19 protein-coding genes are annotated in these 13,809 nt (G+C 37.8%); 14 read left to right on the top strand and 5 right to left on the bottom strand.

The genetic code is table 11. The features are described 5' to 3' along the window. The first annotated feature begins 251 nt into the window (after positions 1-251). The 3 genes from CEQ83_RS16980 (at position 252) to CEQ83_RS16970 (ending at position 1,497) form a co-directional block, all read left to right on the top strand. Positions 252-440 carry a hypothetical protein gene (locus CEQ83_RS16980; protein WP_028414680.1) on the top strand — a complete coding sequence of 63 codons (189 nt, stop codon included), beginning with the start codon at positions 252-254 and terminating at the stop codon, positions 438-440. A gap of 242 nt (positions 441-682) precedes the next feature. After that, positions 683-859, top strand: coding sequence for an aspartyl-phosphate phosphatase Spo0E family protein (locus CEQ83_RS16975; RefSeq protein WP_223260221.1), 177 nt, complete (start codon positions 683-685; stop codon positions 857-859). Between the two features lie 248 nt (positions 860-1,107). Beyond that, positions 1,108-1,497 carry a MerR family transcriptional regulator gene (locus CEQ83_RS16970; RefSeq protein ID WP_028414679.1) on the top strand — a complete coding sequence of 130 codons (390 nt, stop codon included), beginning with the start codon at positions 1,108-1,110 and terminating at the stop codon, positions 1,495-1,497. Positions 1,498-1,574: 77 nt separating this feature from the next. Here CEQ83_RS16970 and CEQ83_RS16965 read toward each other — a convergent pair whose 3' ends face one another. Both CEQ83_RS16965 and CEQ83_RS16960 read right to left on the bottom strand, forming a co-directional pair. Next, positions 1,575-2,636, bottom strand: a complete 1,062-nt coding sequence (locus tag CEQ83_RS16965) for an NAD(P)-dependent alcohol dehydrogenase (protein ID WP_155017418.1) — start codon at positions 2,634-2,636, stop codon at positions 1,575-1,577. 197 nt (positions 2,637-2,833) lie between these two features. Beyond that, positions 2,834-3,094 (bottom strand): HPr family phosphocarrier protein, encoded by a 261-nt coding sequence (locus CEQ83_RS16960; protein WP_028414677.1) that lies wholly within the window; start codon positions 3,092-3,094, stop codon positions 2,834-2,836. Between the two features lie 222 nt (positions 3,095-3,316). Between CEQ83_RS16960 and CEQ83_RS16955 the strand changes: the two genes are divergently transcribed. Next, positions 3,317-4,048 (top strand): nucleotidyltransferase domain-containing protein, encoded by a 732-nt coding sequence (locus CEQ83_RS16955; protein ID WP_155017417.1) that lies wholly within the window; start codon positions 3,317-3,319, stop codon positions 4,046-4,048. A gap of 74 nt (positions 4,049-4,122) precedes the next feature. On the opposite strand, the gene CEQ83_RS16950 is transcribed toward CEQ83_RS16955, so the two are convergent. Beyond that, positions 4,123-4,866, bottom strand: a complete 744-nt coding sequence (locus CEQ83_RS16950; RefSeq protein ID WP_028414675.1) for an SDR family NAD(P)-dependent oxidoreductase — start codon at positions 4,864-4,866, stop codon at positions 4,123-4,125. Positions 4,867-4,983: 117 nt separating this feature from the next. Here CEQ83_RS16950 and CEQ83_RS16945 point away from each other — a divergent pair, with 117 nt between their 5' ends. After that, entirely contained in the window at positions 4,984-5,826 is an 843-nt protein-coding gene (locus CEQ83_RS16945) for a LysR family transcriptional regulator (RefSeq protein WP_098113659.1), read from the top strand. An 83-nt stretch (positions 5,827-5,909) separates the two neighbouring features. Here CEQ83_RS16945 and CEQ83_RS16940 read toward each other — a convergent pair whose 3' ends face one another. Continuing rightward, the gene (locus tag CEQ83_RS16940; RefSeq protein ID WP_098113660.1) at positions 5,910-6,239 is read right to left on the bottom strand and encodes a four-helix bundle copper-binding protein; all 330 of its coding nucleotides are present in this window, start codon (positions 6,237-6,239) and stop codon (positions 5,910-5,912) included. Positions 6,240-6,422: 183 nt separating this feature from the next. On the opposite strand from CEQ83_RS16940, the gene CEQ83_RS16935 reads away from it, so the two are divergent. The 3 genes from CEQ83_RS16935 to CEQ83_RS16925 all read left to right on the top strand — a co-directional run bounded on the left by CEQ83_RS16935 (position 6,423) and on the right by CEQ83_RS16925 (position 8,432). Beyond that, positions 6,423-7,136 (top strand): DUF4396 domain-containing protein, encoded by a 714-nt coding sequence (locus CEQ83_RS16935; protein ID WP_098113661.1) that lies wholly within the window; start codon positions 6,423-6,425, stop codon positions 7,134-7,136. Positions 7,137-7,261: 125 nt separating this feature from the next. After that, on the top strand, positions 7,262-7,645 hold the full coding sequence (locus tag CEQ83_RS16930; protein ID WP_155017416.1) for a DUF302 domain-containing protein: 384 nt from the start codon (positions 7,262-7,264) through the stop codon (positions 7,643-7,645). Between the two features lie 175 nt (positions 7,646-7,820). After that, positions 7,821-8,432: a DUF421 domain-containing protein gene (locus tag CEQ83_RS16925; protein WP_155017415.1), complete on the top strand. Its 612-nt coding sequence runs from the start codon at positions 7,821-7,823 to the stop codon at positions 8,430-8,432. Between the two features lie 62 nt (positions 8,433-8,494). On the opposite strand, the gene CEQ83_RS16920 is transcribed toward CEQ83_RS16925, so the two are convergent. After that, entirely contained in the window at positions 8,495-9,037 is a 543-nt protein-coding gene (locus CEQ83_RS16920; RefSeq protein ID WP_155017414.1) for a recombinase family protein, read from the bottom strand. 232 nt (positions 9,038-9,269) lie between these two features. Between CEQ83_RS16920 and CEQ83_RS16915 the strand changes: the two genes are divergently transcribed. The 6 genes from CEQ83_RS16915 (at position 9,270) to CEQ83_RS16890 (ending at position 13,798) form a co-directional block, all read left to right on the top strand. Then, complete coding sequence (locus CEQ83_RS16915; RefSeq protein ID WP_028414668.1) at positions 9,270-9,473, top strand: helix-turn-helix domain-containing protein; 204 nt, start codon at positions 9,270-9,272, stop codon at positions 9,471-9,473. A gap of 208 nt (positions 9,474-9,681) precedes the next feature. Then, positions 9,682-11,148, top strand: coding sequence for a SulP family inorganic anion transporter (locus tag CEQ83_RS16910; RefSeq protein WP_098113663.1), 1,467 nt, complete (start codon positions 9,682-9,684; stop codon positions 11,146-11,148). Between the two features lie 408 nt (positions 11,149-11,556). Beyond that, positions 11,557-11,868 carry a hypothetical protein gene (locus tag CEQ83_RS16905; protein WP_098113664.1) on the top strand — a complete coding sequence of 104 codons (312 nt, stop codon included), beginning with the start codon at positions 11,557-11,559 and terminating at the stop codon, positions 11,866-11,868. Between the two features lie 53 nt (positions 11,869-11,921). Further along, positions 11,922-12,185 (top strand): YesK family protein, encoded by a 264-nt coding sequence (locus tag CEQ83_RS16900; RefSeq protein ID WP_098113665.1) that lies wholly within the window; start codon positions 11,922-11,924, stop codon positions 12,183-12,185. A 63-nt stretch (positions 12,186-12,248) separates the two neighbouring features. Further along, positions 12,249-12,974, top strand: coding sequence for an ABC transporter ATP-binding protein (locus CEQ83_RS16895; protein WP_028414664.1), 726 nt, complete (start codon positions 12,249-12,251; stop codon positions 12,972-12,974). Next, positions 12,971-13,798, top strand: coding sequence for an ABC transporter permease (locus tag CEQ83_RS16890; RefSeq protein ID WP_155017413.1), 828 nt, complete (start codon positions 12,971-12,973; stop codon positions 13,796-13,798). Before CEQ83_RS16895 ends, CEQ83_RS16890 begins: the two co-directional genes overlap by 4 nt. Positions 13,799-13,809 lie beyond the last annotated feature (11 nt).

Below are 13,809 nucleotides of genomic sequence, written 5' to 3'. Positions count from 1 at the left end.
TTTTTCTTTTCATCCTATGCTTTTGTCAAAACGGTTGATACCATTTGCCTTTTTGTCCGCGGTCTTTATCCACTTATTTTTTGCCCAAATCATGTAATTAATGATTTCTCTGAGCTCTTTGATTGTTTTTCGGTGGTTAAAAAATACTTTCATCACTTTAATACGATAATTCAGTAAAAAATATATCGTATGAAAACGTTTTATTTGATATAATTTTAGAAGATGAAAATTATTTTAAAGGGTGACGTTCATTGAAAGAAAAAAAACTTCAAGAATTAACTGAACATCTTAATAATTTATTCAACAATTTAATTCATGGATCTATCACAGAAGGTGAATTTAATGAGCTGTCCGAAGAGCTTTACAGGAAGCAAACGAGGCTGCGCTATGAGATAGAGTGTGAGAAAGGTTCGTATTACCGAGAATATTTTAAAGGCTAAGGCTTTGTATTAGACTGCTTTATAAGAAATAAGAAAAGACCTCCATTTAGGGGGCCTTTTCTTCACTTCTAGTAGTAAGTGGAGTGATACTTTCTATTTCAATAAGTATATTAGTATATTTACTTCATAAAAAATACAGCTGTTGAAGGTCTAAAACTCGCTATTCACCCCCAAAAACCTGTATGATAGGTTTAAGATTGCCGCATATGAGATATATGTATAGTAAAAAGGGGTGATGAGCTGTGAAGTGGTATAAAGGAGTTGTCATGCAAGTCTTAATGACAGAAATCGAAACAGCAAGAGAGCACATGGTTATGTTGGGACTTACAGAAGGTCTTACAAGTCGTAATACAGTTCGAATCAGTCAAACCCTGGATTATTTATTAAATGAACTAAGTAAAGTGATGGCCGCAGATTAATCGTATTTTATATATAAATGAAAAGAGCTGCTGATTTCACGGCAGCTCTTTATAAGTTGCCTTCACGTTTGCTTTAATGTTTATGATACTATTTATACAGTTATCTCATAGTAAAGAAAATAGGGGATTTGATTATATATATCGTATAGTAGAAACCTAGAAGATGAGTTGAAAGCACCCTTGAAAAGGGAAGCTTAGATACATAAAGCAAACGCCGTACTAAGAATGGCGATGGAGGGTATAGTGGAATGGAATATCATATTAAAGAGGCCGCTGCAAAGGTAGGGCTGCCTACGCATACGCTTCGATACTACGAGCAGCAAGGGCTTTTGCCTTTTATAAAAAGAGACGAAAACGGAAATCGTATTTTTAGCGAGTCGGATATCGAGTGGCTGGAATTTATTATTTGCTTACGAAAAACAGACATCTCTCTTTTAGAGTTACGTAAAATTGTTGAATTAACACAAGAAGGTGATGATACAATCGGTTTGCGCAAGCAGATATTTGAAAAGCATAGAGAGAAAATGATGGAAAAACAAAGAGAGCTGGACGCAGCTTTTAGAAAAGTGGAAACAAAAATTGACTACTATGATAAATTAGAGCAAAAGTACCGGGAAGAGCTTTCATCTAAAGCCTAATTTACCGTTTGTTTTTTATTTTATAAAGAAATAAAAAGCGGGCAGCTAATCCAATTAGCTGCCCGCTTTTTTAAAACTTACAGTGTAGAAATGTCAATAACAAATCGATAGCGAACGTCGCTGCGAAGAACGCGCTCATACGCTTCGTCTACTTGATTTGCATCGATAACTTCGATCATAGGAGCAACGCCGTGTTCAGCCGCAAAATCAAGCATTTCTTGTGTTTCACGAATGCCGCCTACAAGTGAACCCGCAATGCTGCGACGTCCCATGATAAGGGAGAATACGCTGTATTGATCTGGGTTAGCAGGTGCGCCCACGTTAACAAGCGTTCCATCTACGCGAAGTAAAGATAAATATTGATCCACGTTTAAGTTAGCAGATACCGTGTTTAAGATAAGATCAAAACGACCAGCTAATTCAGTAAATGTCGCTTCATCACTTGTTGCAAAATAATGATCTGCACCAAAGCTTAGTGCTTCTTCTTTTTTATTGTTAGAACGGCTCAATACCGTCACTTCAGCACCCATTGCATGTGCAAATTGAATCGCTACATGTCCAAGGCCGCCCATTCCCACGATCGCCACTTTTTTGCCAGGGCCAGCATTCCAGTGCTTTAATGGAGAAAATGTTGTAATCCCTGCGCATAGAAGCGGACTTGCTGCATCCATACTTAAGTTATCAGGAATACGAACAACGAATCCTTCTCTTACGACGATTTTTTGGCTGTAGCCGCCGTATGTACGGTTTCCGTCGTAATCCAATGAATTGTACGTTTGAACAACGCCTTTTGTACAGTATTGCTCGTCACCGTTCACACAGTACTCGCACTCTCCGCAAGAGTCAACGAAACATCCAACGCCTACGCGATCGCCAACCTTGTATTTTGTTACGTTTTCGCCAACCGCTTCAACCACTCCTGCGATTTCGTGACCAGGAACCATCGGGAACATCCCGCCGCCCCACTCATCAAATGCACTATGGATATCAGAGTGACAGATACCGCTAAACTTAATATCAATTAAAACGTCGTCTGCTCGCAGTTCTCTGCGTTCAATTGTCGTATTTTCAAATTTTGCTTTTGCGTGCGGTGCACTTAAAACACGTGATGTTGTTGTATGTTGATGATTATTACACATAAGTAAAAACACAATCCTTTCGTATTAAACATAACCAGTTGCTACTAAACTTGCATTCACTGACTACGCTTGATGTATTTAAAAACTACAATACTAGCTTAAACGTTAAAGTCGACTTTAAAGCAAGAGTTTTTTGAAAAAAATTTCGTTCTATGACTTTATGAAAAAAGGAAAGGAAGGAATAGCATGGCAGCTTTCTATCTATGTTTAGTTAAAAGAAATTCTTCAAGGGTGCGAGCGGCAGCTTGTTCATCAACTCCATTTGTCAGCAGTGTGATTTCATCTCCTTTCTTAACAGCCAAAGCCATTACCTTCATGATGCTTTTTCCACTTACACATTTTCCATCTTTCGCAAGAAAAATATCACTTTGAAACGAACACGCTTCGCGTACAAACAAAGCTGTATGTCTAGCTAGAAGTCCACCGGAAAGTTGCACCGTTATTCTTTTAATTAGCATAGTGTTTCCCCTTTTTTGTATTTTAAAAACTATAAAACTAGCTTAAACGTTAAAGTTAACTTTAAGGCAAGGGGGAATTTGGATAAAAGAGTCATTTAAATGACGGTAACTAAAAGTAAATACGGTAGACATGTTCAGAAAGGTTAAATAAGAACTTATTGTTAAAGGAATTTCCACGTTCTAACCAGAAAAACAATATATATCATTTTCTGGAGGAATACGATGAAAGAGCTAAAAAAGTTAGAACCGCTGCAAGCAGCTACACAATTTATTTCTAAGCATTATCCTAATTGTCAGGGGGCATTACTTGCCGGAAGCGTAGTCAGAGGCGAAGCTACACATACGTCCGACCTTGATCTTGTTATTTTTGACGATAGCTTTACCTCTTCTTTTAGGGAGTCACTCATTGAATTTGGATGGGCCATTGAAGTTTTTGCTCATAATCCGACTTCATACCAAGTCTTTTTTAAAAGCGACTGTAAGAGGGCTAGACCTTCATTGCCAAGAATGATTTCCGAGGGAATTATTTTAGTGGATAAAGGAGTAATCCAGTCTATAAAAAAAGAAGCGAAACAATTACTAGAAAAAGGACCGGAAAAATGGTCGGAAGAGACGATTGAACTAAAAAGATATTTTGTAAGCGATGCGTTGGATGATTTAATCGGTTCTTCAAATACAGGTGAAGCACTTTTTATTGCCAACACGCTCGCTTATATAACGCATGAATTTGTGTTAAGAACAAACGGTCATTGGATCGGGGATTCTAAATGGATTGTCCGGTCTTTGAATCACTATAATGAACGCTTTAGTAAAGAGTTTGTAGAGGCATTTGATATCTTTTATAAAACAGGGAATAAAGATAAAGTGATTCAACTGGTTGATAAAGTGTTAGAACCATATGGAGGCCGGCTGTTTGAAGGATTTTCACTGGGGAAAGAGAGAGCCAATCAGTAGCATAGTGCTTATTATAACCCCACTACTATTTCTTTCTAGTAGTGGGGTTTATTTTTTGGAATATTTTCATATGCTTAAAGAGTTTGTCCGTTATCAATCGTAAACACTTGGCCCGTCACGGACTCTTGTTTTAACTGAAAAAGAATAGCATCTGCGATATCTTCAGGAGAAGAAATGCGCTGAAGAGGCAGATTTCCTGCAAGCTGATACATTTTATCTTCGTTGCCAGACCACCACCTTGTGTCGACTGCACCAGGAGAGATGCAGTTGACTCGAATATGGGGTGCCAGTGCAATCGCTAACGACTTCGTCATCGTATGAATCGCTGCTTTTGTTGCTGCATAAGGAATAGACGAGCCAATTCCAGTTGTGCCGGCAACACTTCCTACATTAACAATCGCTCCTGACTTTTGTTTTTTCATATGTGGAACGGCTGCTTTTACACAGTGAAACATGCCTTTTACGTTTATATCATATAAAGAGTCCCATACGTCATCCGTTGCAGACTCTAAGTCATGCATCGGGATTTGAGCAGTAATACTAGCGTTATTCACTAATCCATCTAACCGTCCGAATTGTGCAATCGTTTGATGAATCATTTCATTCACTTCATTCTCGTTGGCTACATTCGCTTTAAAAGCAAAAGCCATACTTCCTTTTTCTAAAATTTCTTCCACAGCTTTTTTAGCTTCCTTTTCTGAGTTGCTGTAGTTTATCACAAGTTTTGCGCCTTTATCGGCTAGCTTTAAAGCCGTTGCTTTGCCTACACCAGTGCCTCCGCCTGTGATAATAAATACTTTGTTTTTAAAATCGTTCATTTCTCTTAACCTTCCTTTCTCTCAACATCTTTTATTATATCTTCGATAAAAAAAAGGATATAATAGGTAATACTAAGAGAGGTATCATTTAAAATGATATCAGCGGAGGAATGGAAATTGGAAAGCCAAGACTTACGAATTTTTAAATGTGTGGCAGAAACAAAATCACTATCAAAAGCCGCCGAGGTATTAGGATATGTTCAACCGCATATCAGTCAGCGCATAAAAAAATTAGAGGAAGAGTTAGATACTAAATTACTGACACGCACAAATAGAGGAGTCACGTTAACGGATGAAGGGGAAGCTTTGTTTAACTATGCACAGCGTATTTTACTGTTAATGGAGGAAGCTAAAGCAGAAGTTAATCCGAATAAGTTTAGAACATCTTTAATCATTGGTGCGTCGCAGACGGTTTCTGCTAGTAAAGTTCCAGCTTTATTTTCGTCTTTTTTGAAAGAACATCGGGATATTGAAGTTAAAATCAAAACAGATAGAAAACAAGTCTTGCAAGAAATGCTTTCGTACGGGGAAATTGATGGACTTTTTCTTAGCGGTACCTATAACGGGGCTCAGTTTGAAAGAGTTTATCACTACGCAGAAAAGGTGGTACTCATCTCACCTACGTCTGAAGATATAGAAGAAAAAACCCCACCAATGCTGCTCATCAATAGTGATGTAAACTGCATCTATAGAAACAGACTAGTAGCGTTTTCAAAAGAACATCATACACATAAAGCCAACATGATGGAATTTGATTCATTAGAAGCGATTTTACAAGGTGTCCGCGATGGACTGGGGATGAGTGTAGTCCCGGCTAGCGTAGTAAATTCTCGTGGTGATATGAAAAGAATTGAATACGAAGAGCTTGCAGAAGACGTTCAAATTGATTTTATAGTAAAGAAAGGGAAGCAGCGCTCGCAAAGTCTTAAAAAGTTTATTCGTTTTTTAGAAAGCCTATAGATTCTCTCTTGCCTTATCACTAAAAAGAACCCTTAATGCCTGAAATGCGCTTCAAGGGTTCTAGCTTTCTTATATTCCAAAGATTATGCAGCTAATTTTCTACATTCATCCGCGCATTTCAAGCAAGCCTCTGCACATTTTTGACAGTGGTCATGATCGTGTTTCTTACACTCGTTACCGCATTTTTCGCAAATTTCAGCGCAAACTCCCGCTAGTTCAGCAACGAAAGGCGTTCCTCTTTCTAAAGCTTGTTCCAAATATCCGCACATATCTGCACATTCTCGGTCAAAACGGATACAGTCCACCATCATCCCTACATTTTCTTCCTTTAGGCAAGCATCAAAACATTGGTTGCAGGCACTCATACAGTCATGCAGCGTTTGAATAACAGTTTGATAATTTTCGTTAGACATTGTAAAATTCCTCCTTATTTTTCTTCTCTTTATTACATTAGACTATCGTTTAGTTTATTAAACCTAATAAAAGATAACAGCATTGTAAAAGTTATTAAGTAATGAGCAGTTTCTCTTTTTTACGTTTAGATATAGGGGTAGAGGGTATGTGATTGATACATAAATCTTAAAGGAGTGTAGCACATGAGCTGGCTAGAAATACTTTCTTATATAGCTATTACAATCGGAATTATTCAATTTTTAGTTATTACAATCGACGTGATCAGGCATCCGCAGATGATGTTTGTGATGAATATTGTGTGGCCTATTACGGGCCTATATTTTCCTGTGGCCGGGATATGGTTTTACTTTAAATTAGGCCGTAAAGATCGAAAGAAACACGATCACGCTCATGATTCCTCTGAACATATGCATCATAGCCATGAAGATCATCATGAACACCATCATAGTAAGAAGCCTTTTTGGCAAAGTGTTTTTGTATCTACGACCCACTGCAGCAGCGGGTGCTCGGTCGGAGATTTAATTGGCGCACCAATCGTATTTTTAACGGGATGGACGATTGCCGGAAGCGTACTTTTTGCAGATTACGTAGTGGAATTTATTCTTGCTTATATAGCGGGAATTGCTTTTCAATACTATGGTATGAGTATGAAAGATAACGGCTCAAAAGATGAGCTGAAAAATGCAGTAAAAGCAGATACGTGGTCGCTTATTGCGTTTGAAATAGGGATGTTCGGCTGGATGGCTTTATCACATTATGTCTTTTTTGCACAGGCACCCAAACCAGACAGCGTGGTCTTTTGGTTTATGATGCAAATCGCCATGATCATTGGCTTTTGTACAAGCTATCCAGCGAACTGGGTACTTGTTAAAAAAGGGGTAAAGCATGCGATGTAGATTTTATTTGGAGCTGCTGCCGTTGATATTCTATAGATTTAAACTTTAAGGGTGGGGCAGAATAACATGAACTTCAAGTTTCGTAGAAGAAAGGAATTCATTCTAACTTAACAGGAGGAGATTGGATGTTTGATTACACGGTAAAAACCTCGAAAAGCCTAGAAGAAGCGATTAGTTCTCTAGAAGAAAACTTAAAAAGCGAAGGGTTCGGTGTTTTGTGGAATTTCGATTTAACTGCAAAGCTACAGGAAAAAGGGCAGGACTTTCATACACCGTTTACAGTATTAGAAGTGTGTAATCCGAAAGAAGCTCAGCGTGTTCTTTCGCAAAATCTTTTAGTAGGATATTTTCTCCCTTGTAAAATGGTTGTATATCAAGATGAAAGTGAAACAAAGATTGGCATGCCTAGGCCTACGGCTATGATTAATATGCTTCATAATGGAGAGCTCCAAACACTAGCAGAAGACATCGAAACAAGATTAATACGCTGCATTGATCAATCTGTATAAGTCCTGTGATTCCGAGAAAGAAAATAACAAAACAAAAAGATACCTTTACGTAAGGTATCTTTTTGTTTTCTAACTTTATTAGGGTATGAGGAGTGGAAACGAAATTTTTGATACATGAATAATTTGCTTTCAGATGCCTAATCTAAAAGCAGACTGTAATAAAAAGGATGATATTATGAATTTTATTTGGCAATCTGTAATCTTGATTTTATCGGGAATATTATTACTAAGAATAGCGGGGAGGAAATCGATTGCTCAAATGACGCTCGCTCAAACGGTCGTTATGATTTCCTTAGGTACCATCATTGTACAACCTATTGTTGAGAAAAGTATGCTAAAAGCCATTGGCGGGGCAGCAATTTTTGTTCTTGCTATTTTAGTTTTAGAGTACTTACAATTAAAGTTTAATGGATTTGAAAAATTTCTGACAGGTAAATCTAAAATCGTTATAAATAATGGTCAATTAGATACTAAGCAGCTTAAAAAATTACGTTTAACCGCCGATCAATTAGAAATGAGATTACGAAATGTAGGTATATCAAACATAAAAGATGTTAAAATCGCCACAATCGAACCAAATGGACAGTTAGGATACGAACTTCGAGAAGATGCAAAACCTTTGACTGTAGGGGACTTTAAACAGTTGATGGAATTATATATGTCATCTTTTTCTCAAACCAGCGTGCCTGCGCAAGATTTACATAACAAAGTGTCGTCTAAACCTTCTTCAGATATATTTGAAGAAATTAATCACCATTCTAAACCGAATCCTAAATACCTTCAGTGATATAGTCACTAAAAAAAGACGGCCTTTTTACCGAATAAAAGGACGTCTTTTTTACATGTGCTTTAGTTATCTAAGTAACGGTACAAAGTCGTCTTGCTTATACCTGTAGCTTCTGTAATTTGAGCAATCGTATAGTTTTTACTCCAGTACATATCAAGCGCTCGGTGGACGTTATAGTCAGGTTTTTTTGGCCGGCCGCCGCTTTTTCCTTTTGATTTTGCTTCTTGAAGACCGGCTTTTGTGCGTTCACTGATCACGTCATGTTGAAATTCACCAATACGTTTAATGGTACTGAAAAAGGTTTTTCCTTGTTCGGTGGATGTATCAACGTCATCCAAAATCGATACAAAGTGAACATGATTATCTGAAAAATATTCAATTAATTCAATAAGGTGCCGAGTAGAGTCTGCAATGCAGTAAAATTTATACACAACGACTGTATCGCCTGGCTGAAGTGAAGCTACCATCTCATCGAATTCTACTCTTTTTTTTATGGAATTTGTTTTTTCATGATAAATTTTATCGCAATTAAAAGGCTGCAACGCCTGTAACTGTTTGTCCAAGTTTTCATCTTCGCTATATGGACGGGTATAACCAATAATCACTACACCATCTCCTGCATGGATTGTTTATTTATATTTACCTATTGTACCAAATTCCTTCCGCTCATAACATTTCTTTTCAGTATAGAAAGAAGTATAGTTCCAAAAAAGATCGTTTTTGGAACAAAAAGTGATAGACATTTTGGTTTAGGTCTGCTAGAGTTTTAGTTGTTAACAACGTCTCGGCTTCTATGAGAGTTGGAAGCCACTTATATAAAAAAAGCGAGGTGACAATATGGATAAAGACACCATCAAATTGATTCGGAAAAGCTACAATTTGAATCAGCGGAATTTCGCTGAAAGAGTAAACTGCAGCTTTTCACTCATTGCATTAGTGGAAGTTGGGAAGAGGAGGATTACAGAGGACTTAGAAAATAAAGTGAAAGAAGCGTTTGGATTAAATGAGGAAAAAATAAAGAAGCTGACTTCATCGTTTTAATAAACGTGTTTCATGTACGTAAATATAATACTTGAGGAAGATGGGATATGTTGGGCTGTTTTCACTCATTTTTTTATATATTAAAAGTACCATAAACGTTCCATTTAGGTTCTGTTTATTTTCTATTTTACTACTTTTATTGTCCAAAATCTAGAAAAGCGTACAGTAAACGTTTATGACTATAGAGAGAAAGGTGTTTTTGGTTATCATGTTCAATAAATTAAAAGTGGAGTGGTTTGGCAACGTGAAAGGAGATATTCTTTCAGGTATTGTCGTAGCGCTTGCGCTCATCCCTGAAGCTATTGCTTTTTCCATTATTGCCGGAGTAGATCCGATGGTGGGCTTACACGCATCTTTTTGTATCGCCGTTGTGATGGCCTTTGTAGGAGGGCGTCCTGCGATGATTTCTGCAGCTACCGGCGCGATGGCCCTGCTGATGGTGACACTCGTAAAAGAGCATGGAATGGAGTATTTATGGGCAACGACTATTTTAACGGGTGTGATTCAACTTCTGTTTGGCATCTTTAAAATTGCTCGCTTTATGAAATTCATTCCTCGATCCGTGATGGTAGGATTTGTGAATGCATTAGCGATTTTAATTTTTATGGCACAAGTTCCGCATTTTGTAGGAATCTCAACGATGACGTATGTGTTTGTGGCGTTAACTCTTGTTATTATTTACGTTTTACCGCGCTTTACAAAAGCAGTGCCTTCGCCATTAGTAGCGATTGTCGTCATGACAATTGTAGCTATTTTTGGAGGATTTAATTTGCGTACAGTAGGAGACTTAGGAGAAATTACAAAATCACTGCCGGTGTTTTCTATTCCTAACGTTCCTTGGAATATGGAAACACTGTCTATCATTTTTCCAACAGCGCTAGGATTATCTATTGTCGGATTAACAGAATCGCTGCTAACGGCATCGATTGTGGATGATATGACAGATACGTCTAGTAATAAAAACCAAGAAAGCAGAGGGCAAGGAATTGCGAACATGGTCGTTGGTTTCTTTGGCGGCATGGCTGGCTGTGCGATGATCGGTCAAACCGTTATTAATGTAAAATCAGGCGGACGCGGTCGTTTATCAACGTTTGTAGCGGGGATATTTCTTATGTTTCTCATTTTGGTGCTAGGGGACTGGGTTGTCAAAATTCCAATGGCTGCACTAGCAGGCGTCATGATTATGGTATCGATCGGAACATTTGACTGGTCTTCACTTCGTACGCTCACGAAAGTCCCTTTAACAGATACCGTCGTGATGCTTGTGACGGTAATTACGGTTGTAGCAACACATGATTTATCAAAAGGAGTTATTGCGGGTGTTATTTTAAGCGCAGTTTTCTTTGCTGCAAAAATTTCAAAGCTCGACGTATCAGCAAAGAAATCGGAAAATCGAACGGTCTATAAAGTAAAAGGTCAGCTGTTCTTTGCCTCCGTAGAAGACTTTGTTCATTCTTTTACGTTTACAGAAAAACAAGATCAAATTTTGATTGATTTTTCAGAAGCGCATATTTGGGATGACTCAGCCGTAGCGGCTATCGATAAAATTGTACTGAAGCTAAAAGAACAAACGTCTGCTGAGGTGAAGCTGACAGGTTTAAATGATGTAAGTGAAGAATTACTTCAAAGATTAGCGACTTACAACAAGCCAAATGCAAGAGCATCAGTTCATTAAGAGAGTGATAATTCCTAGGTTCAAATTCTATAGAATTTGAACCTTTTCTTTTGCGGTTAAATATGTCACCTTGTTTTCTTTACCAGTCTATATAGTTTTGGAAGACTAGAAAACCAAGCAGTATAAAGAAGGCAAAAACAAATAAGGCTTCGGCAGAATGTTGTCGTTCCGCTTTTTTTACGTTTATTTTTTCTCTATATTTCGATTGAATGTTTCTTCTTTTCGAATCCAGTTTCATATATAGACTCCTTAAACGATTTTATATAAATGATTTTACCATATTATTGAATATATGGTTTTTTAATCTGAGAAATCAAGATTATTGGAACAATGAATGAAGTTTGTAATTTGTATATTTCAATTTAGTACTATATGGTATTATTTTTTTTAGTTAGGAGGGTATTTGAAATGAGTGTTTCAAAAGAAAATAAGCCAATTGTATTAACAATTATTTTGCTGGCAGCTGCGTTTGTAGTGTTTTTTGCGAATCGGATATTCCCATCAAATTCAATTTTTCCAAGTAGAAGCGGTGATTTGACTATTCCGCTGTGGCTGTTTTTTGCGATAGATGTTGGCTTTATTGTGGCGTTAGTTTTAGGAGTTCGAACAAAGAAGCCAAGCGTCGTGTGGTTTAGCATTATCACAAACAGCATCTTTTTTGTGTTGCTTTCTGCTTTGATGTTTTTATTAGCGATTGCAAATGGAATTTCTGAGCCGTAAGCTGATTATCTCTATTTTAAGTGAATGAAAAGGATTTAGAGAGGTTGATAGATATGATGATAGGCGGTCCTTTACTGATTGCACTGCTGCCAGGTGTACTTATACTCATGTTAACTTGGCTGTTCAGAAAAATGAAATGGAACAAGGTCATTAGAATGCTTCCTTCAATGCTTACCGTTATGGCTGCCGCTGTGTTTTTTTATATTGGCTATGTAGAAGTAAGAGGGTTTGAAGGCGCTGGCTATTTGTTTTTATGCGTATGTTTACTTGTGTTTGCGACTGTTGCATTTATCATTGCCAAAAAACCTGTAGGATAATTTTTATAAACTTTATAAATTCTTTATAAATCCCTCCTATACTACGTGTAGGGGGGATTTAAGATGAAAAATATTATTTTAGAGGTAAAGAGCGTTTCGAAAAAAGTGAGACGTCGTCACTTAGTAAAAGAAGTATCGTTTCAAATTGGGGAAGGGGAAATATGCGGACTGCTAGGGCCAAACGGAGCTGGTAAAACAACGTTAATTCGTTTATTGACGGGGTTGATTAAACCAACTGGGGGAGAAGTTTTTATTACTAATAAACCTATTGTTTCACAAAGAAAAGAAGCACTGCAAAGCGTTGGTGCGATTGTAGAGTCACCCATCTTTTTTCCTTATATGACGGGAAAAGAAAACCTGGCAAACTTAGCTCGACTGCATCCATTTTCAACAAAGCAAGAAAGGCAGCAAAGAGTAAAAGAAGTGCTTGATATTGTGGGATTAACCGGCAGAGAAAATGATAAAGTTCGAACGTATTCTCTTGGGATGAAGCAAAGACTCGGTATTGCTCAAGCGCTCCTAGGCGACCCGGACTTATTAATACTAGATGAGCCAGCCAACGGCTTAGATCCAATGGGCGTACGTGAACTGCGCGAGCTGCTTTTTACCTTAAAACGTGACTATAACAAAACGATTTTAATCTCTAGTCATTTACTGGATGAATTACAGCGAGTATGTGATCAAATTGTGGTGATGAGAGAAGGAGAGCTAATGTGGGACGGCGCTTTAGATCAGTTAGCATCCGGTAAAAATCTTGAAGATGCGTTTGTAGAGCTGGTGTCGCAATGAAGGAGCTGTTAGTAGCGGAGTGGGAAAGACTTTGGAAACGAAAAGTGGCCTGGCTGACCTTTTTGTTAGTGCCGGTGGTGCTGTTAGTTGCTTCTTCTTATCTCCAAAAACAAAATGGAGCACTCACAGTCGATTTACCACAGTATACGTTTGCGGGAAACTTTCCTGTGCTGAGCTTAGCCGAAATGTTATTTACAGTTTTTAATGCCATGTTCTTAGTTTTTATTACGCTCGTGGTTACTGAAGAGTACCGGTCAGGACAGCTGCGAATGGTCATGATGCGATCGTATTCGTTTAAAGAAATCATCCTCGCAAAAGCCATAGCGCTTCTGCTGTTTAATTTACTGTTTTTTATCACGTATTTCTGTGTGAGCTATGCGATAGGCTTTCTAATGTTTGAACACCCGCAAAGCTACTTTGTATTTTATCACAACCATGTCTTCAACATAAAAGAAGCGCTAGTATATAATCTTGCATTCTATGGATATGCCTATTTAACGACGATTGCAATATGCTGTGTGCTGTTTTTTATCTCTGTTATCAGCAAAACGACTACTACGGCTGTTGGAATTGGGGTTGCTTTTATACTAATATCATTTTCGTATCCTACTTTATTAAGAGGGTTTAGGCAGTGGATGAGTGAAGAGCTCTTTGGACAGCTTTTCTTTACTTCCGTACCGATGATTCAATGGCAGGGCATTACAGTCATGATGGCAGAAAACCCGCAGTTTGTAGGGTGGAATGTCGGCGTTTTAGGTTTTTATATTTTATTTTTTGGCGGTTTAACGTATGTAGCTATTCGAAAAAAAGAATCGTTTCTATAAAAGGAGAGAAG

Origin of the sequence: Priestia megaterium (assembly GCF_009497655.1) — a bacterium.
GTDB classification, from domain to species: Bacteria; Bacillota; Bacilli; order Bacillales; family Bacillaceae_H; genus Priestia; species Priestia zanthoxyli.
Note: the sequence above shows the minus strand (reverse complement) of the source record. Positions and strands in the feature narration are given on the sequence as shown.

Excerpts from the sequence above, each read along its gene's own strand:
- CEQ83_RS16915 (WP_028414668.1), top strand. The coding sequence starts at position 9,270 with ATGGATAAAGACACCATCAAATTGATTCGGAAAAGCTACAATTTGAAT.
- CEQ83_RS16960 (WP_028414677.1), bottom strand. The coding sequence starts at position 3,094 with ATGCTAATTAAAAGAATAACGGTGCAACTTTCCGGTGGACTTCTAGCT.
- CEQ83_RS16895 (WP_028414664.1), top strand. The coding sequence starts at position 12,249 with ATGAAAAATATTATTTTAGAGGTAAAGAGCGTTTCGAAAAAAGTGAGA.
- CEQ83_RS16900 (WP_098113665.1), top strand. The coding sequence starts at position 11,922 with ATGATGATAGGCGGTCCTTTACTGATTGCACTGCTGCCAGGTGTACTT.
- CEQ83_RS16930 (WP_155017416.1), top strand. The coding sequence starts at position 7,262 with ATGTTTGATTACACGGTAAAAACCTCGAAAAGCCTAGAAGAAGCGATT.
- CEQ83_RS16955 (WP_155017417.1), top strand. The coding sequence starts at position 3,317 with ATGAAAGAGCTAAAAAAGTTAGAACCGCTGCAAGCAGCTACACAATTT.
- CEQ83_RS16910 (WP_098113663.1), top strand. The coding sequence starts at position 9,682 with ATGTTCAATAAATTAAAAGTGGAGTGGTTTGGCAACGTGAAAGGAGAT.
- CEQ83_RS16970 (WP_028414679.1), top strand. The coding sequence starts at position 1,108 with ATGGAATATCATATTAAAGAGGCCGCTGCAAAGGTAGGGCTGCCTACG.
- CEQ83_RS16965 (WP_155017418.1), bottom strand. The coding sequence starts at position 2,636 with ATGTGTAATAATCATCAACATACAACAACATCACGTGTTTTAAGTGCA.
- CEQ83_RS16950 (WP_028414675.1), bottom strand. The coding sequence starts at position 4,866 with ATGAACGATTTTAAAAACAAAGTATTTATTATCACAGGCGGAGGCACT.
- CEQ83_RS16935 (WP_098113661.1), top strand. The coding sequence starts at position 6,423 with ATGAGCTGGCTAGAAATACTTTCTTATATAGCTATTACAATCGGAATT.
- CEQ83_RS16940 (WP_098113660.1), bottom strand. The coding sequence starts at position 6,239 with ATGTCTAACGAAAATTATCAAACTGTTATTCAAACGCTGCATGACTGT.
- CEQ83_RS16890 (WP_155017413.1), top strand. The coding sequence starts at position 12,971 with ATGAAGGAGCTGTTAGTAGCGGAGTGGGAAAGACTTTGGAAACGAAAA.
- CEQ83_RS16925 (WP_155017415.1), top strand. The coding sequence starts at position 7,821 with ATGAATTTTATTTGGCAATCTGTAATCTTGATTTTATCGGGAATATTA.
- CEQ83_RS16905 (WP_098113664.1), top strand. The coding sequence starts at position 11,557 with ATGAGTGTTTCAAAAGAAAATAAGCCAATTGTATTAACAATTATTTTG.